The organism is Streptomyces macrosporus (assembly GCF_039533145.1).
Taxonomy (GTDB): domain Bacteria; phylum Actinomycetota; class Actinomycetes; order Streptomycetales; family Streptomycetaceae; genus Streptomyces; species Streptomyces macrosporus.
The window spans coordinates 551,441-568,719 of record NZ_BAAASZ010000020.1 but is presented as its reverse complement, the minus strand read 5'-3'; the positions used below and the strand labels follow the sequence as shown (position 1 = coordinate 568,719).

Genomic DNA, 17,279 nt, shown 5'->3' with positions numbered 1-17,279 from the left:
CCTGTCTTGGGCCAGAGCCGACGGAGGCCGTACCCCAGCGGTGTCCGTGGCGGCGCCGACGAGGAGCATCAGTTTTGCGCGAGTTCAGCCTTCCGGCCCTGTACGAGGTCCCCGCGGACGGAAATCTGACCGATCTCGTCCGCCGCAACGCCGTACAGCATCCGGACGTTCCCGTCATCGCCCGCAAGGACCCGGCCGGCACCGGCCGGTGGCAGGACCTGACCGCCGAGGAGTTCCTGGCGGAGGTGCGGGCGACGGCCAAGGGCCTGATCGCCGCGGGGATCAAGCCGGGTGACCGGATCGGTCTGATGTCGCGCACCCGCTACGAGTGGACGCTGCTGGACTTCGCGGTCTGGAGCGCGGGCGCGGTGACCGTGCCGATCTACGAGACCAGCTCGCCCGAGCAGATCCAGTGGATCCTCGGCGACTCCGGGGCCGTCGGCTGCATCGTCGAGACCGGCGCCCACGCCGCCTCGGTGGAGTCCGTCCGCGACCGGCTGCCGGGGCTGACGCACCTGTGGACCATCGACGACGGCGCGGTGCAGAAGCTGGTCGACTCCGGCACCCACGTGACCGACGCGACCCTGGACGAGCACAGCTCCGCCGCCGACGCCGACTCCCCGGCCACCATCGTCTACACCTCCGGCACCACCGGCCGCCCCAAGGGCTGCGTGCTCTCCCACCGCGCCTTCTTCGCGGACTGCGGCAACGTGGTGGAGCGGCTGAAACCGCTGTTCGTCACGGGTCAGGGCTCGGTGCTGCTCTTCCTGCCGATCGCCCACGTCTTCGGCCGCATGGTGCAGTTGGCGGCCGTCATGGCGCCGATCCGGCTCGGCCTGAGCCCCGACATCAAGCACCTCACCGACGACCTGGCCGGCTTCCGTCCGACGCTGATCCTGGGCGTGCCGCGGGTCTTCGAGAAGGTGTACAACTCGGCGCGGGCCAAGGCCCGCTCCGAGGGCAAGGGGAAGATCTTCGACCGGGCCGCGGACACCGCGATCGCCTACAGCCGCGCGCTGGACACCCCGTCCGGCCCCTCGCTGGGCCTGCGGCTGCGGCACAAGCTGTTCGACAAGCTGGTCTACGGCAAGCTGCGCGCGGTGCTGGGCGGCCGGGCCACCCACGCCATCTCCGGCGGCGCGCCCCTGGGCGAGCGGCTGGGGCACTTCTACCGCGGCATCGGCTTCACCGTGCTGGAGGGCTACGGCCTCACCGAGTCCTGCGCGCCGACCGCGTTCAACCCCTACGATCGGCCGAAGATCGGCACGGTCGGGCAGCCGCTGCCGGGGTCGACGATCCGCATCGCCGACGACGGCGAGGTGCTGCTGCGCGGCGAGCACCTGTTCAGCGGCTACTGGAACAACGAGGCGGCCACCGCCGAGGCGATGGAGGGCGGCTGGTTCCACACCGGCGACATCGGCACCCTCGACGAGGACGGCTACCTCGCCATCACCGGCCGCAAGAAGGAGATCCTGGTGACGGCGGGCGGCAAGAACGTCGCCCCGGCCGTCATCGAGGACCGCATCCGGGCCCACGCCCTGGTCGCCGAGTGCATGGTGGTGGGCGACGGCCGCCCGTTCGTCGCCGCGCTGATCACCCTGGACGAGGAGTTCCTGCCCCGCTGGGCCGAGGAGCACGGCAAATCGGGCCTGTCGCGGGACGAACTGCTCGCCGACCCCGAGCTGCTGGCCGCCGTCCAGCAGGCGGTGGACGACGGCAACGCGGCGGTCTCCCGGGCCGAGTCGGTCCGCAAGTTCCGCATCCTGCCGACCCAGTTCACCGAGGACTCCGGCCACCTGACGCCCTCTTTGAAGCTCAAGCGCAACGTGGTCGCCAAGGACTTCGCGCGGGAGATCGAGGCGCTGTACGCGTAGCCGCGGCGGTCGCCGCCCGGTCCGCGCGCCGGGCGGACGCGGCGGCAGGTCCACGCACTCCCCTGTCCCGGCCGGAGACTCCCGGCCGGGGCAGGGGAGTTCGGCGTTCCCGGCGACGGTACGGGCCGTCTCCCCGCGCCCTACAGCAGCTCCTCCAGACGCCCGGCGAGCAGGTCCCACCGCCAGCGTTCCTCGATCCACTCCCGGCCGCGCTCGCCCATCCGGCGGCGCAGTTCGGGGTCCTTGAGCAGGGTGACGACCCTGTCGGCCGTCTCCTCGGCCGCCGCCTCGGCGGGGGCGCCGCGCACCACCCAGCCGGTCTCCCCGTCCAGCACCGCGTCGGGCGCGCCGCCGGAGTCGCCCGCGACGACGGGCAGCCCGGTCGCCGACGCCTCCAGGTAGACGATCCCCAGCCCCTCGACGTCCAGCCCGCCCCGGCGGGTGCGGCAGGGCATGGCGAAGACGTCGCCCGCGCCGTAGTGGGCGGGCAGCTCCTCCCACGGCACCGCCCCGGTGAAGCGCACCGAGTCGGCGACGCCGGTGTCCGAGGCCAGTCGCCGCAGCGTCTTCCCGTACGGCCCGCCGCCGACGATCAGCAGCACCGCGTCGGGCACCTCGGCCAGGACGCGCGGCATGGCGCGGACGAGGGTGTCCTGCCCCTTGCGGGGCACCAGCCGCGAGACGCACACCACGACCGGCCGGTCGGCGAGCCCGAGCCGGGCGCGCACGGCCTCGCCGCCGGAGCCGGGGTGGAAGGTCTTCTCGTCGACGCCGGGCGGCAGGTGGACCATCCGGGCCGCCGCCTCGTCGGTGAGCGCGGCGGCGATCCGGGAGCGGGTGTACTCGCCGAGGTAGGTGAGGGTGTCGGTGTCCTCGCCGATCCGCCGCAGCAGCCGCCGGGCGGTGGGCAGTTGGGCCCAGCCCGCCTCGTGGCCGTGCGTGGTCGCCACGATCCGCTTGGCGCCCGCCCGGCGCAGCGCGGGGGCCATCAGGCCGAGCGGCGCCGCCGCCCCGAACCACACGGACGTACAGCCGTGTTCGCGCAGCAGCTCCACCGCCCGGCGCGTCACGCGCGGGGTGGGCAGCAGCATGGTGGTGCGGTCGCGCACGACGGTGAAGGGCTGTTCGGCGTCGAAGCGGGCGGTGGCCTCGACGCCCTCCCGGCTCCGCTTCCAGGTCGAGGCGTAGACGACGACCCGCTCGGGGTCCAGCCGCAGCGCCATGCTGTGCAGGAACGCCTGGATGCCTCCGGGTCGGGGCGGGAAGTCGTTGGTGACGATCAGGGTCTTGTGCATCGCCGCCGACAGTACAACGGCGCCGGCCCGGGCTCGCGGGCCGCACCCGGTACGGTCGGTCCATGCGCCTTTCCATCGCGGCCTGGGCCGCCACCCGGACCGTGGTGCTCCTGTGCGTGTTCAAGGTGATCACCGTGCCGGGGCCGGACGTCACCAGCGACGTCTCGGTCATCTACCGGGGCTGGTACGAGGTGTTGCGGACGGGGGTCTTCCCTCCGGAGGACGTCACCTGGCAGTACCCGCCCGCCGCCGCGCTGGCGATCCTCTCCCCCGCCCTGCTGCCCTTCCTGGACTATCCGGCGGCCTTCTACGTGCTGGCCTGCGCGGCCGACGCGGCCACGTTCGCGCTGCTGCTGTACGCCTCCCGGCGGGCGCCGGAGAGCGCGCGGCGGTACCGGTACGCGGGGGCGTGGGTGTGGGTGGCCGGGATGCCGCTGCTGGGCCCGACGGTCTACGCCCGCTACGACCTGATGGTCACCGCCGTCGCGGTCGCCGCGCTCCTCGCGCTGGCCCGCAGCCCGCGCGTGGCGGGGGCATTGGCGGCCTTCGGGGCGCTGTTGAAGGTGTGGCCCGCGCTGCTGCTCGTCGGCACCCCCCGCGGGCGCGTCACCCGGATCGTGTGGGGCACCGCCGCGGCGGTGGCCCTCCTGCTGACGGCCGCGTTCGCCGTCGCCATGCCCGGCGCGCTGGACTTCCTCACCCACCAGCGCGACCGCGGCACCGAGGTGGAGTCGCTGGGGGCCCTGGTCTTCCACGTGGCGCGGCACTTCGGCTGGGAGGGCCAGGTGCTGCTGAACTACGGCTCGGTGGAGTTCCTGGGTCCGTACGTGGACACGGTGAGCACCGCGGCCGTGGTGTGCACCGCCGCGTCCTTCGGCTGGCTGCTGTGGTGGCGGCTGCGGGCGGTGGAGTGGACGGAGAGCACGGCGGCGGACGCCGCGTTCGCCGCCGTGCTGCTGTTCACCGTCACCAGCCGGGTGATCAGTCCGCAGTACATGGTCTGGCTCGTGGGGCTGGCGGCGGTGTGCGTGACGCTGCGCACCGGCCGGCAGGGCCCGCCCGCGCTGCTGGTGGTCGTGGCGACGGGGGTGACGCTGCTGGAGTTCCCCCTCAACTTCGGGAGCGTGGTGGCGAGCGACGCCCTGGGCATCATCCTGCTGGTGGTGCGCAACGGGCTGCTGCTGGCCGCCGCGGTCCTCTCCTGTGCCCGGCTGTGGCGCACGACGGTGACCGAGCCCCGTCGCCGCGCGGCCGTCCTCGCCGAGGAGGACGGGCGGGCCCCGTCCCCGGAGCGGGACGGCGGACTGCTCGCCCGGTGACCCCGAGGGCTCGGCAGCCCGGCCGGCTCAGCCGCCGAGTTCCTCGCGGACGTGGTCGCGCCAGCGCGCGGTGAGTTCCTCCAGCCCGATGCCGAGCGTCTCGCGGACCGCGGCGTCGGTCGCGCGCTCCTCCGCCTCGGCGTCCCCGTCGTCCGACGCGCCGTCCGCGCCCCGGGCCGCCGCCAGGTACAGCTCGATCAGCTTCTCCTCGCCCCACTCCCGCGCCACCAGCCGGCAGGCCAGCCAGCCGCTCTCGTAGGCGCGGGCCAGCCGGTCGGCGTCCCCGGCGAAGTCGAAGTCCTCGTCGGAGGGGAGTCGCCGGGGCACCTCGTCCCTCCGCACGGCGTCGGTGAGTCGGGGGGCGACCCGGGTGGGCGGCCGTCCGGTGTCCCGGTAGCCGACCCAGTCGGCGAAGCCCTCCGAGAGCCACATCGGGGTGGCGTCGGTGGTGTGCGGGCGGGTGGCGACGTGGGTGGTCTCGTGGGTCATGACGATCCGTCGCCCCTCCTCGCTCAGCAGGCCGTACGCCTGGGGGTTGACCACGATCCGCTCGGCGGGCGCCTCGCCGCGACCGCCCACCTCGCCGGTGGTGACGGCGGCGACGCCCCGGTAGGTGGAAGCGCTGCCGCCCAGGAGCGCCGCCATCCGCTCCAGGGTCGCGGGGGCCTGGACCAGTACCCGGCGGGGCCACTCGCGCGGCCAGACGGCGGCCACCCGGGGCACCGCCCGGTCGGCGTCGGCCGCCAGGGCGCGCAGGGCGGCCTTCTCGCGCCCGACGCCGAGCACCAGGCTCCGCTTCCCCCGGACGACGGTCATCTCGCCCTGTTCCCAGAGCTGTTCGGTGCCGCGGCGGCCCCCGCCGTCCCCCCCGCCGTCGCCGTCGGAGGAGACGTACCAGCGGCCCTTCCGCTCGGTGAGGGTCAGGTACTCCTCGGCCCGCACCGGCACGGTGTCGTATCCCCGGACGCGGTAGCGCAGTTCGGCCCGTACGGCGACCCGCCGCGGCGCCCCCTCGCCGCCGGCCTCGTCCGGGAGCGGGAAGGCGCCGTCGCCGGCGGCGGTGACGCGGTAGGACCACTGGGCCAGCGGAAGCCGGGTGAGGTTGCGGAACACCGTGCGCTGGGCGGCGCGGTAGCGCTCCGCCCGGGGGTCGACGGTCGCCAGGTAGGCCCCGCGGTCGCCGTCGAGGACGGCCTCGGCCTGCCGGTCCAGCAGCGCCTGGAACGGCGCGTGGTCGTCCCGGTCGGCCCCGGGGCCCGTGCAGGCGGCCGAGCAGGTCAGCAGCCCGGCCGTCAGCGCCGCCACCGTGCTCCGCCACCACCGTCTCACGCCGTCGATCGTACGGGGCCGGGCACGCGGTCCTGACGAGCCGGGCGCGGCCGGGAGGGGCGTCAGGGGCGGACGACGGCGGCGATCGGCATCATCCCGACCGGGTCGTGGCGCACCCGCGCCCCGGGGTGCGGGGCGTGCACGACCCGACCGTCGCCGACGTACATCCCGACGTGGCCGGCGTCCGAGCGGTAGACGACCAGGTCGCCCGGGAGCGCCCGCTCCAGCGGTACGTGCCGCCCGGCGTGGAGCTGCCCCTGCGAGGTGCGCGGCAGGGCGACCCCGGCCTGGGCGTACGCCCAGGAGGTCAGGCCCGAGCAGTCGAAGGCGTCGGGGCCGGCCTGGCCCCACGCGTACGGCGAGCCGACCGCCCGCCGCACGGCGGCCACCGCCGCGGCGGCCCGCGGCGAGAGGCCCTCCGTCCCGGCCGCGCCGACGCGTCCGGTGCCGCGCGAGGCGCGTTCGCGGGCCGCGCGCTCCTCGGGAGGGAGCCGGTTGAGCAGCCGCTGGGCGGCACCGAGCTTGCGCTGCACGGACTCCCGGTGGCCGCGCAGGAGTTCGCGTTGGCGTCTCAGTTCGGCGAGCTTCCCGCGGGCCTCGGCGCGCCGCTGGTCCAGTGTCCTGGTGGCGCGCTGGAACGCCGTGAGCCTGGCGGTCTGGCGGCTGTTGATCCGGTCCAGGGTGGCGGCCTTGGCGAGGTAGTCGTCGGGGTCCGAGGAGAGGAACAGCCGCAGGGACGGGTCCATGCCCCCGGAGCGGTACTGGGCGGTCGCCAGGGCCCCCAGGGCGCCGCGCATCCGGTTGACCCTGTCCTGGTCGCGCGCGGCGTCGTCCTGGGCCCGCTCGACCTCCTCGCGGAGGTCGTCCACGCGCTCGGCGACGGCGTTGTACTCCTCGGTGGCCCGCTCGGCCTCCGCGTAGAGCCGGTCCAGGCGCGCGCTCGTCGCGGCCGGGTCGCTCCCTCCTCCGGGGTCGGCGCCCGCCGGCACCGCCGTCAGGGCGGCCGCCGCGCCCGCGGCGGCCGACAGCGCGGTGACCCTGGTGCCCAGGCCGAAGGCGCCGGAGTACGGGGTGCGGGGCCGGTCGGTGCGTCGATGAGAGCCGTGTCGGGGGGACCGGTGCGAGACCACGGTGGGGCCGCTCTCCCTTCCGCTGAGGAGTCTCCGTGACGTCCCCGCCGCCCGGGTGGGGCCGGGCTCCGCACGGGAACGGAGGGAGCCGAGAGTAGCCGCGCGGACACCGTCGGTTCACGAACCGTTTCTTCCGGCGGAGCGCGCCGCCGCCGTCCCGTGCGCAGGTCGTGGGCGGGGAGACGGAAAAACCCTCCCCCGTCCGGGTTCACCCGGACGGGGGAGGGAGGAAGACGCCTGGAAGGGCCGCGCGGGCCGGCGGCGAGCCGGTCAGACGCGCACGCCGAACATGAACGGCATGTTGTTGATCGACTCGTAGCGCACGTTGGCGCCCGGCTTGGGGGCGTGGAGGATCTGCCCGTTGCCGGCGTAGAGGCCGACGTGGTGGAGGTCGCTGTAGAAGATGACCAGGTCGCCGGGGGCCAGCTGGCTCTGGGACGAGATCCGGGTCCCGGCGTTGGCCTGCGCCTGCGAGGTGCGCGGCAGGGAGACGCCGGCCTGGGCGTACGCCCAGGAGGTCAGCCCGGAGCAGTCGAAGGAGTTGGGACCGGTGGCGCCCCAGACGTAGGGCGAGCCGATCTTGGTCTGGGCCGCGCTGAGGGCGGCGGCGGCCCGGTTGCTGGCGGAGGCCGAAGTACCGAGGTCGACCCGCTCCGTGGAGGCGCGGTTGGCGCGCTCCTCCTCCGCGGCGAGCTCCTGGCGCTCCTTGGCCGTCAGGGTGTTCAGGAGTCTCTGGGCCTCGGCGAGCTTGCCCTGGATCTTCTTCTTCTTCTCGCCGAGTTCCTTGCGGGTCTCCTCCAGGTCCTTCAGCTTCTCGGACGCCTCCTCGCGCTGCTGCGCGAGGCTCCGCTGCTTGGACTGGATCTTCTTCAGCGCCTCGGCCTGCTTGCTGCCGAGCTGGTCCAGTGCGGACGCCTTGGCGAGGTAGCTGTCGGGGTCCGAGGAGAGGAACAGCTGCAGGGACGGGTCCATGCCCCCGGAGCGGTACTGGGCGGTGGCCATCGTCCCCAGGCTGTCGCGCAGGTCGTTCAGCTCGTCCTGACCGCGCGCGACGCTGTCCTGGAGGTTGCCGACCTGCTTCTCCAGCTTGTCCTGCTTCTCCTTGGCACCGTTGTACTTCTCGGTGGCGGCCTCGGCCTCTTCGTAGAGTTTGTCGACCTTGGCCTTGACTTCGTCCTTGGACAGCTTCGGCTCGGCCTGTGCCGCCTGCGAGGTCAGCGCGACCGCCGCTGCTGCGGTCGCGGTGAGCACGGTCACCCGGGTGCGGTTCGGCTGCTTGGGTCGACGGTGGGACGCCACTGGGGCGAGCTCCTTCTTCCTCAGCCGCCTGCCGGAGTGGTTGGGGGCCACCCGACTCCGCGATGAGCGCCGCGGATTCGGCGGTACCTCCGCTGCCACCCCGGTTGGGTGATCAACCGCGCGGAGGTTCGGGCCAGACACTAGCCATGCACCGTGATCGCTTCAAATCCTCATAGGAAAAATCTCGCTCAACGGTCACATCCTTTACCATCGCCCCACGGGCAGCGACAGCCGGTTGACGCTGCGTGCCCTCCCCTGCGGACATTTCGGGCGCGGCGCCGTCCTCCTGACGGTGCGTCGGAGGCGGTCGAGCGCACCGACTCCTCAGGTGCGGCCGAGACGACGCAGCAGCAGGACCGACGACACCGGCCGGGCCCCGGCCGCGGCCACTCCGTCCGCCACCTCCCGGTCCGCCGAGACCACGACCACCGGCCGTCCCGGCGGTTCGGCGCGCACCAGACGACGGATCAACTCGTCGGCGGTCTGCCCCGGCTTGCTGAACAGCACCCGCACGCCCCGCGGCGGCGCCAGCAGCACCGGGGCCGCCAGGTCCGCCCCGTCGAAGACGCAGGTCACCTCGGCGCCCGTCTGGGCCGCCAGGCCCGCCAGCCCGCCCAGCAGCCGCAGCCGCTGCTTCTCCAGGGGCAGCGACGGATAGCCGGTCTTGGTGACGTTGTAGCCGTCCACCACCAGATGCGCCTGGGGCAGCGCCAACAACTGGTCGAGGAGGGCGGGATCGTCCTCGGACAGGGCGCGCCGCGCGATGTCCCTGGGCGTCATCCGGCCGGGCTCGACCGCTTCCACGGTCTCGGCCGGGCGCGTGGTGACGGGGGGCAGCGCGAGTTCGCGCCGCAGGCCCTGGGCCGCGTCCAGCACCGTGTCCAGCAGCAGCCGCAGCCGCATGTCCTCCACGCTGCGCCCCTCGCGCACCGCCCGGCGGTTCGCCTCCAGGGCCGACTCGGCCTCCGCCAGCCGCGCCCGCAGACGGCGCGCCTCGTTCTCCGCGTTCGCCTTCTCCGCGGCGGCCTCGGCCCGCACCGCCTCCAACTCGGCCCGCACCTTGCGCACGGCGGCCTCGCCGCGCTTGACGTCGCTCTGCGCGCTGCGCAGCCTGCGGTGGAGGACGTCGACCTCCTTGCGGGCCGCCTCCAACTCCGCGCGCAGCCGCTCGGTGTCGCCGCGCGCCGCGACCTTCGCCCGGGCCAGTTCCTCCCGCAGCCGGACCAGTTCCCGCTCGGCCTCCTCGCCCGCCCGCTCGGCCTGCGCCCGTTGGGCCTCCTCGCCCGCGGCGGCGACGAGCTTGACCCAGCCCTCCGGGCGCAGCACGTACGCGACCGCGGCCACGTCCACCGGGTCCGCGGCGGCCGGGAGCGTGCCGCTCTCCACCGTCTCGGCCAGCTCCGGCAGCATCTCGCGCAACCGCTCGGCGATCCGCTGCCGGAAGACGGGCTCGCTCTCCAGCGAGGCGGCCATGGCGTTGCCCGCGAACTTGACCCGCCGCTGGGGTGTGAAACGGGCGTACTGCCGCAGGGGGGCGGGAAGTTCGGCGACGGTGAGCCCGCCGAGCGCATCCCCCGTCAGCGCCACCACCCGGCGGCGCACCTTCTCCGGCAGTGGGCGGTCGAGCGACTCCTCCCCCGGTTCGCGCTCACCACCCGTCCGTTCCACCACGTCTCACACCCCGCTCGCCGTCACACCTGCGCGCCGGGACGGTCCACCAGTTCGACCTGGTCCACCGCGTTGCACCAGCGGCAGCGCACCGATTCGATCTCCTCGCTGAGCACCTCGCGCTCCTCCACCCTCGGCTCGCCGGCCAGGTCGAGGTGCACGTACTCCACCACCCTGCTGGAGCGCGTCACATCGAAGCGGGTGAGGTTGCCGCACATCGTGCAGCGCCACCGCGTTCCTTCGTTCGGTCGGGGAACCGGCATCGTTCCGTCCTCTCCTCGGTCTTCCCGTGCCGCCGGCACCCTCGGCGTCACCGGCGTCCCTGCTGTCGTTCCTCGCTCGTCCCGTCGCGCCGTCCGCTGTCCCGTCTTCTCCGCCCCGCCGCCTCCGACGCATCGGATGTCCCGGGTGCCCCGAATGCCCTGGTTCTCCCACGTCACACGTGGCGCGGACACCCGGTTGGGGCATCTCCGCAACCCTACGGCCTGGTGACCACCGGGTGTGCCGTGGCGTGCGGCCCGTATCCGAGCCGACACCATCCCCCCACGCCCCGGCGGCGCCCACCGGCGCGGGCCGGGTCCGTCCCCGCTTCCCGGACGCCGGCCCGCCGGCGACGGCGGGCTACAGTGATCGGGCCGGCTCCGGCGACCCGGGGAAACGCCGGGGGACAGGCCGGGGGAAGGCCAGGGACCTCCGGGGAACTCCGGGGAACTCCGGAACACAGCCTCCCGGGGGCGCCGACGGCGGAGACTCCGCCGCAGGCCCTCCCCCGAAGAAGCTCCCCCGAGGAAGGGAAAACCGTGATCACCTCGATCGTGCTCATCAAGACCAGCACCGACCGCATCCCGGAGATCGCCGAAGAGATCGCCGCGCTGGAGGGGGTCAGCGAGGTCTACTCGGTGACCGGCGCCCACGATCTGATCGCCATCGTCCGGGTGGTCCGGCACGAGGAGCTCGCGGAGGTCATCCCGGGCCGGATCAGCAAGGTCCCCGGCGTGGAGTCCACCGAGACCCACATCGCCTTCCGGACCTACTCCCGGCACGATCTGGAGGCCGCGTTCGCCATCGGCCTCGACTCCTAGCCCCGGAGCGGCGCCCGGGGCGGGCCCCCGGGGACGAAGTCCGCGGAAGCGGCGGAGGACGGGCGGGAGCCCCGGCACCGGGTGTGCCGGGGCTCCCGCCGCTCCGTGCGCTCCGCGGCCGCGGGAGCGGGCCCGGGCGCCCGCCCCGCCGCCCTCAGGCGTTGCTGACCTCCACCCAGCGCTCCAGGGCCGCCTTGGCCGCTCCGGAGTCGATGGACTCCGCCGCCCGCTCCATGCCCGCCGCGATCCGCTCGACCAGCGGCGCGTCGTCCGGCTCCAGGGCGACCAGCGCGGCGGCGGAGTTCAGCAGTACCGCGTCCCGCACGGGACCGGTCTCGCCGTCCAGCAGCCGCCGCACCACGTCCGCGTTGTGGGCGGGGTCCCCGCCGCGCAGGGCCTCCAGCGGCACCGTCTCGATGCCGACGTCCCGCGGGTCGAAGACCTCCCTGCGGACCTGTCCGCCGCCGACCGTCCACACCGTCGAGGTGCCCGTCGTGGTCAGCTCGTCCAGGCCGTCGTCGCCGCGGAAGACCAGCGCGGAGACCCCGCGCTCGGCCAGCACGCCCGCCACGATCGGCGCCATCCGGGCGTCGGCGACGCCGGTGGCCTGGGCCCCCACCCGGGCGGGGTTGGTCAGCGGGCCGAGGAAGTTGAAGACCGTCGCGATGCCCAGCTCCTTCCGGGCGGCGCCCACGTGCCGCAGGGAGGGGTGGAACTTCACCGCGAAGCAGAAGCTGATCCCGGCCTCGGCCGCGACCTCGGCGACCCGCTCCGGCGTCAGGTCCAGGTTGACCCCCAGCTTCTCCAGCACGTCCGCGGTCCCGCACGCGCTGGAGGCCGCGCGGTTGCCGTGCTTGACGACCCGGGCGCCGGTGCCGGCCACCACGATCGAGGACATGGTGGAGATGTTCACCGTTCTGGCCCGGTCGCCGCCGGTGCCGACGATGTCGACCGACGGGCCCGGCACGTCGATCACGTTGGCGTGCTCGTACATCGCGCGGACCATCCCGACGACCTCGTCGACCGTCTCGCCCTTGGCGCGCAGGGCCACCGCGAATCCGGCGATCTGCGCGTCGGTCGCCTCGCCCCGCATGATGCGGTCCATCGCCCAGGCGGTGCTGTCGGCGGAAAGATCCTCACCGGCCAGCAGCGCACTCAGCACGTCCGGCCAGGTGCGGGCCGCCATGGTGTCGCCTCCGGTCGGGGTAACAACGCTCATGGGGATCACTCCTGGCATGTCCGATTCACAAGAAGCCGGGCCGGCGAGGCGGCCCTCCGCCAGCCTACGGCGTGCGCGCCGCTCTCCACGGCCGATGACCGCACTCCGGACATCGACCGCCCGCCCCCGCACACGCCGCGGGGCCCCGCCCCCTCCGCACCGGAGGGGGCGGGGCCCCGTGTGTGGCGATCTTCGCGGGAACTCAGTGACCGTGGCCGTGGCCGCTGGTCAGCTCCTTGTACTCCTCCACCGTCGGCTTCGGGATCTGGTTGCCCTCGCCGTAGTAGCCCCGGCTGAGCCTGGCACGGAGCTTCTGCACCCGGCCGACCTTGCGGGTCACGCCGTTCTCGTCCACCTCCGGGCCGATCTCCAGCGGCTTGTACTGCTCGTGCGCGGTGAGCGTGTGGAGCTGCTCCTGCGAGAGCGGCTCGTGCACCTCGATGAACTCACCGTGCGGCAGCCGCTTGATGATGCCGCTCTCGCGGCCGTGCAGCACCTTCTCGCGGTCGCGCCGCTGCAGACCCAGGCAGATCCGCTTGGTGACGATGAAGGTGATCACCGGCACCACGAAGAACCCGATGCGGACGAACCAGGTGATGGCGTTGATCGACAGGTGGAAGTGGGTGGCCCACAGGTCGTTTCCACCACCGACCAGGCACACGAAGTACAGGGCGATCCAGGCCGCGCCGAACGCGGTGCGCGTCGGGGCGTTGCGCGGACGGTCCAGGATGTGGTGCTCGCGCTTGTCGCCGGTGACCCAGGACTCGATGAACGGGTACACCGCGATCGCCGCCAGTACCAGCGGGAAGATCATCAGCGGGATCAACACGCCCAGGGCGAGCGTGTAGCCGCCCGGCAGCACGATCTCCCAGCCCGGCATCGCGCGGATCAGGCCCTCGGAGAAGCCCATGTACCAGTCGGGCTGCGCGTTGGTGGACACCTGGTCCGGCCGGTACGGGCCCAGCACCCAGATCGGGTTGATGGTGACCGTCGCGGAGATGATCGCGATGATGCCGAAGACCAGGAAGAAGAAGCCTCCGGCCTTGCCCATGTAGACCGGCAGCAGCGGCATGCCGACCACGTTCTTCTCGGTCCGTCCGGGACCGGCGAACTGGGTGTGCTTGTGGTAGAAGACCAGGATCAGGTGCGCCACCACGAGCCCCAGCATGATGCCGGGCAGCAGCAGGACGTGGATCACGAAGAACCGCGGGATGATCTCCGTCCCCGGGAACTCGCCGCCGAAGAGGAACATGGCGATGTAGGTGCCGACCACCGGGATGGAGAGGATCGCGCCCTCCATGAACCGGATGCCGGTGCCCGAGAGCAGGTCGTCCGGCAGGGAGTAGCCGGTGAAGCCGGTGAACATGCCCAGCACCAGCAGCAGGAAGCCGAACAGCCAGTTGATCTCGCGCGGCTTGCGGAACGCGCCGGTGAAGAAGACGCGCATCATGTGCACGAACATGCCGACCAGGAACACCAGCGCGGCCCAGTGGTGGATCTGCCGCATGAGCAGACCGCCGCGGACGTCGAAGCTGATGTCCAGCGTCGAGGCGTACGCCTCGGACATGTGCACGCCCTGCATGGGCACATAGGCGCCGTGGTAGGTCACCTCGGCCATGCTCGGGTGGAAGAACAGCGTCAGGTAGACGCCGGTCAGAATGATGATGATGAAGCTGTAGAGGCAGACCTCTCCGAGCATGAAGGACCAGTGGTCCGGAAAGATCTTGCGCATGTTGGCCTTGGCCAGGGTGTAGATGCCCAGGCGGCCGTCGGCCCAGTCGGCGACCCGCTCGCCGGCGGGTGCCTTGCCCCGACGCTTCGGGGCATCGCTCGTCGTACTCATCCGCGCTCCCAGAAGGTCGGGCCGACGGGCTCGGCGAAGTCGTCCTGCGCTTCGAGGAAACCGTCGTCGTTGACACCGATCCGCAGCTGCGGCAGGGGATGACCGGCCGGGCCGAAGATCACGCGTGCGCCGTCCGCCAGGTCGAACGTCGACTGGTGGCACGGGCACAGCACATGGTGGGTCTGCTGCTCGTACAGGGTAACCGGGCAGCCGACGTGGGTGCAGATCCGGGAGAAGGCGACGATCCCCTCGTGGGACCAGTCGAGCTCCCGCTTGTCCTTGATGTCGTTCGGCTCCAGCCGGACGAGCATCACGGCGGCCTTGGCGATCTCCTTCTGGAAGTCGTGGCTGCCCTCCTCCAGCCCCTCGGGCTGGGCGAAGACCAGCGAACCGACGGTGATGTCCTCCGGACGCAGGGGCTCGCCGGTGTTCTGGTTCACCAGCATCTTGCCCTTGCTCCAGGCGGTGTGCCGGAGCTTGTCCTCGGGCAGGGGACCGAGGTCGCGCAGCAGCACCACGCCGGAGAGCGGCACCAGGGCCAGCGCGCCGAACATGGTGTTGCGGATCAGCTTGCGGCGGCCGAGCTGCGACTCCTTGGCGCCCTGGTGGAAGTCGGCGAGGACCTTCTCCCTGGTGTCCTCGTCGGCCTCGACCGGGTGGCGCTCGCCGATCAGCTCGTGGTCCGACATCAGCGTGCGGGCCCAGTGGACCGCGCCGGCGCCGATGCAGAACAGGGCGATGCCCAGGGTCATGCCGAGCGAGAAGTTCAGCGCGCTGATCCTGCCCAGCGGCCAGATGGTCACGAGCTGGTCGATGGGGAAGATCACGTACGAGGCGATGAAGCCGATGGTGGCCAGCATCGACACCGTGAACAGCAGGGCGACCGTGCGCTCGGACCGCTTGGCGGACCGCTCGTCGATGTCCTGCTTCCGCGGCTCGTGGGGCGGCAGCCCGGGGTCGGCGAAGGGGTTCTCCCTGGTCGCCACCTCACCCTGGGCGCCTTCGCGCCTCTCGGGGAGGTTCTCGTCTTCGTGGGATCCGGTGTGGCTACTCATGACTTCCTGGCCTTGGCGGTGCGTGCCGCGACCCACACGGCGGTGCAGATCAGAAGGGCGAGGACGATGGTCCAGGCGAACATGCCCTCGGCCACCGGACCGAAGCCACCCAGCTTGAAGCCGCCGGGGCTCGCCGTGGTCTTGCCGTTGACCTCCTGCAGGTACGCGATGATCTCCCGCTTCTCCTGCGGCGGCATGACGCTGTCGGGGAAGGCGGGCATGTTCTGCGGACCATGGAGCATCGCCTCGTAGACGTACTTGGGATCGACGTCCGTGAGCGGGGGAGCGTACTTGCCGTTGGTCAGGGCGCCACCCTGACCGGTGAAGTTGTGGCACTGCGCGCAGTTGGTGCGGAACAGTTCGCCACCCGCGGCCATGTCGGCACCCGAGGGGTCGTACTGCTCCTCGCTCGGGATGGCCGGGCCGGGGCCCAGCGAAGCGATGTAGGCCGCGAGCTGGTCGATTTCCTTCTGATTGTAGACCTTCGGCTTCTCGGGCACCTGGGCGCCCGGGGACTGGGCCGGCATGCGCCCGGTGCCCACCTGGAAGTCCACGGCTGCGGCGCCGACGCCCACCAGGCTGGGGCCGTCGGAGGTGCCCTGGCCACCGGTTCCGTGGCAGCTGGAGCAGCCGGTGGCGTAGAGCTTCTTGCCCTCCTCGATGGCGAGGGACTGGGCCGAGGTGTCGGCCTTCGCCTCGTCCGCGGGAGCGAACGCGGCGTACAGCCCCCCGGTGGCCGCCAGCGCGAAGAGTAGGACGACGAGCGCCGCCAGCGGATGGCGCCGTCGTGCGGAGAGCTTTTTCACGGATTACCCCGGTGTCAGGATCTTCTGCGTCGATGCTTCTGGCTGTGTCTGTCCGTCGCGGTCCGCTCGTCGTACGGAACCGGCGGAACCGGACCACCCGATCACTTGATCAGGTAGATCGTGGCGAACAGACCGATCCAGACCACGTCGACGAAGTGCCAGTAATAGGACACCACGATGGCCGCGGTGGCCTGGTGGTGGGTGAACCTCCTGGCCGCGTACGTCCGGCCCAGGACGAACAGGAAGGCGATCAGGCCGCCCGTCACGTGGAGGCCGTGGAAGCCGGTGGTCAGGTAGAACACCGAACCGTAGGGCCCCGAGGAGATGCTCACCCCCTCGTGGACCAGCTCCGTGTACTCGAAGACCTGGCCGCCGATGAAGATGGCACCCATGACGAAGGTGACCACGAACCACAGGCGGAGCCTCTTCACGTCGCCGCGCTCGGCGGCGAAGACGCCGAGCTGACAGGTGAGGGAGGAGAGCACCAGGATCGTGGTGTTCGCCGCCGAGAACGGAAGGTTCAGGATGTCCGCCTGCTCCGACCAGTACTCGGGGCCGGTCACCGACCGCAGGGTGAAGTACATCGCGAAGAGGGCCGCGAAGAACATCAGCTCGGAACTCAGCCAGATGATGGTTCCGACGCTGGTGAGGTTCGGTCGGTTGACCGACGGGTGCGCGTGCCCGGTATCTACTGCTGTTGCTGTCGCCACGCCGACATTATGTCGGTCGCTTATCCAGCCCTCACTCCGGGGGTGCCGTTCGGTGTGTCAACCCCTCCGCGACCGGCTCGGACACCCCGCGAGGACGCGCTTCCGGAGCCCTGACGGGGCGCCTCCGCGAGGAGTAGCATCCGGCCACGACGGCTTGTCGATCCCATGGCCCCATGGACCCATGGACCCCGAGGACACGGAGGAACCATGCAGCCGACCGCCACGGTGCTGGTCTACAGCGACGACGCCAACACCCGCGAGCAGGTGCGGCTGGCCGCCGGGCGTCGGCCGGCCGCCGACGTGCCGCCGGTCCAGTACCTGGAGTGCGCCACGCTCCCCGCGGTGCTCGACGCCCTGGAGGGGGGCGGCGTCGACGTCTGCGTGCTGGACGGCGAGGCGGTGCCCGCCGGGGGGATGGGCGTGTGCCGCCAGATCAAGGACGAGATCTTCGACTGCCCGCCCGTCCTGCTGCTGATCGGTCGCCCGCAGGACGCCTGGCTGGCCACCTGGAGCCGGGCCGAGGCGGTCGTCCCGCACCCGGTGGACCCGGTGGCCCTCGCCGACTCCCTGGCCGGGCTGCTCCGGCACAGGCTGCGGCGCACGGCCGCCTGAGCGGCATCCGGGCGGTACGACGGGGGGGGGGGCGGCGC

At 72.6% G+C, this 17,279-nt stretch carries 15 protein-coding genes; 4 read left to right on the top strand and 11 right to left on the bottom strand.

Annotated features, from left to right (window positions below; all coding sequences use genetic code 11):
• The first annotated feature begins 74 nt into the window (after positions 1-74).
• A complete protein-coding gene (locus ABD335_RS14535; RefSeq protein WP_344322749.1) occupies positions 75-1,874 on the top strand; it encodes an AMP-dependent synthetase/ligase in 1,800 nt (599 codons plus the stop codon).
• A gap of 140 nt (positions 1,875-2,014) precedes the next feature.
• Here the strand turns inward: ABD335_RS14535 and ABD335_RS14530 are convergent, their stop codons facing one another.
• The gene (locus tag ABD335_RS14530) at positions 2,015-3,169 is read right to left on the bottom strand and encodes a glycosyltransferase family 4 protein (protein WP_344322748.1); all 1,155 of its coding nucleotides are present in this window, start codon (positions 3,167-3,169) and stop codon (positions 2,015-2,017) included.
• Between the two features lie 62 nt (positions 3,170-3,231).
• On the opposite strand from ABD335_RS14530, the gene ABD335_RS14525 reads away from it, so the two are divergent.
• Positions 3,232-4,488 (top strand): glycosyltransferase 87 family protein, encoded by a 1,257-nt coding sequence (locus ABD335_RS14525; RefSeq protein ID WP_344322747.1) that lies wholly within the window; start codon positions 3,232-3,234, stop codon positions 4,486-4,488.
• 27 nt (positions 4,489-4,515) lie between these two features.
• Here ABD335_RS14525 and ABD335_RS14520 read toward each other — a convergent pair whose 3' ends face one another.
• The 5 genes from ABD335_RS14520 to ABD335_RS14500 all read right to left on the bottom strand — a co-directional run bounded on the left by ABD335_RS14520 (position 4,516) and on the right by ABD335_RS14500 (position 10,177).
• Positions 4,516-5,817: a hypothetical protein gene (locus tag ABD335_RS14520; protein ID WP_344322746.1), complete on the bottom strand. Its 1,302-nt coding sequence runs from the start codon at positions 5,815-5,817 to the stop codon at positions 4,516-4,518.
• Positions 5,818-5,879: 62 nt separating this feature from the next.
• Positions 5,880-6,947 carry a C40 family peptidase gene (locus tag ABD335_RS14515; RefSeq protein ID WP_425583632.1) on the bottom strand — a complete coding sequence of 356 codons (1,068 nt, stop codon included), beginning with the start codon at positions 6,945-6,947 and terminating at the stop codon, positions 5,880-5,882.
• Positions 6,948-7,217: 270 nt separating this feature from the next.
• Complete coding sequence (locus ABD335_RS14510) at positions 7,218-8,246, bottom strand: C40 family peptidase (protein ID WP_344322745.1); 1,029 nt, start codon at positions 8,244-8,246, stop codon at positions 7,218-7,220.
• Positions 8,247-8,570: 324 nt separating this feature from the next.
• The gene (locus ABD335_RS14505; RefSeq protein WP_344322744.1) at positions 8,571-9,917 is read right to left on the bottom strand and encodes an NYN domain-containing protein; all 1,347 of its coding nucleotides are present in this window, start codon (positions 9,915-9,917) and stop codon (positions 8,571-8,573) included.
• Positions 9,918-9,937: 20 nt separating this feature from the next.
• On the bottom strand, positions 9,938-10,177 hold the full coding sequence (locus ABD335_RS14500; protein ID WP_031506535.1) for a hypothetical protein: 240 nt from the start codon (positions 10,175-10,177) through the stop codon (positions 9,938-9,940).
• 537 nt (positions 10,178-10,714) lie between these two features.
• On the opposite strand from ABD335_RS14500, the gene ABD335_RS14495 reads away from it, so the two are divergent.
• A complete protein-coding gene (locus ABD335_RS14495; protein WP_344322743.1) occupies positions 10,715-10,996 on the top strand; it encodes an Lrp/AsnC family transcriptional regulator in 282 nt (93 codons plus the stop codon).
• Between the two features lie 154 nt (positions 10,997-11,150).
• Here ABD335_RS14495 and trpD read toward each other — a convergent pair whose 3' ends face one another.
• From trpD to ctaE, 5 genes are all read right to left on the bottom strand, one after another.
• Positions 11,151-12,215 (bottom strand): anthranilate phosphoribosyltransferase, encoded by a 1,065-nt coding sequence (gene trpD / locus ABD335_RS14490; protein ID WP_344322742.1) that lies wholly within the window; start codon positions 12,213-12,215, stop codon positions 11,151-11,153.
• 202 nt (positions 12,216-12,417) lie between these two features.
• Positions 12,418-14,058 carry a cytochrome bc1 complex cytochrome b subunit gene (qcrB, locus tag ABD335_RS14485; RefSeq protein ID WP_344322741.1) on the bottom strand — a complete coding sequence of 547 codons (1,641 nt, stop codon included), beginning with the start codon at positions 14,056-14,058 and terminating at the stop codon, positions 12,418-12,420.
• Positions 14,055-15,113, bottom strand: coding sequence for a cytochrome bc1 complex Rieske iron-sulfur subunit (gene qcrA / locus ABD335_RS14480; RefSeq protein WP_344322740.1), 1,059 nt, complete (start codon positions 15,111-15,113; stop codon positions 14,055-14,057). The genes qcrB and qcrA overlap by 4 nt, the downstream gene beginning before the upstream one ends.
• Entirely contained in the window at positions 15,110-15,919 is an 810-nt protein-coding gene (gene qcrC, locus ABD335_RS14475; RefSeq protein ID WP_344322738.1) for a cytochrome bc1 complex diheme cytochrome c subunit, read from the bottom strand. The genes qcrA and qcrC overlap by 4 nt, the downstream gene beginning before the upstream one ends.
• Positions 15,920-16,020: 101 nt before the next feature.
• A complete protein-coding gene (gene ctaE / locus ABD335_RS14470) occupies positions 16,021-16,629 on the bottom strand; it encodes an aa3-type cytochrome oxidase subunit III (protein WP_344322737.1) in 609 nt (202 codons plus the stop codon).
• A gap of 207 nt (positions 16,630-16,836) precedes the next feature.
• On the opposite strand from ctaE, the gene ABD335_RS14465 reads away from it, so the two are divergent.
• Positions 16,837-17,241, top strand: coding sequence for a DNA-binding transcriptional response regulator (locus tag ABD335_RS14465; RefSeq protein WP_344322736.1), 405 nt, complete (start codon positions 16,837-16,839; stop codon positions 17,239-17,241).
• Positions 17,242-17,279: the final 38 nt, after the last annotated feature.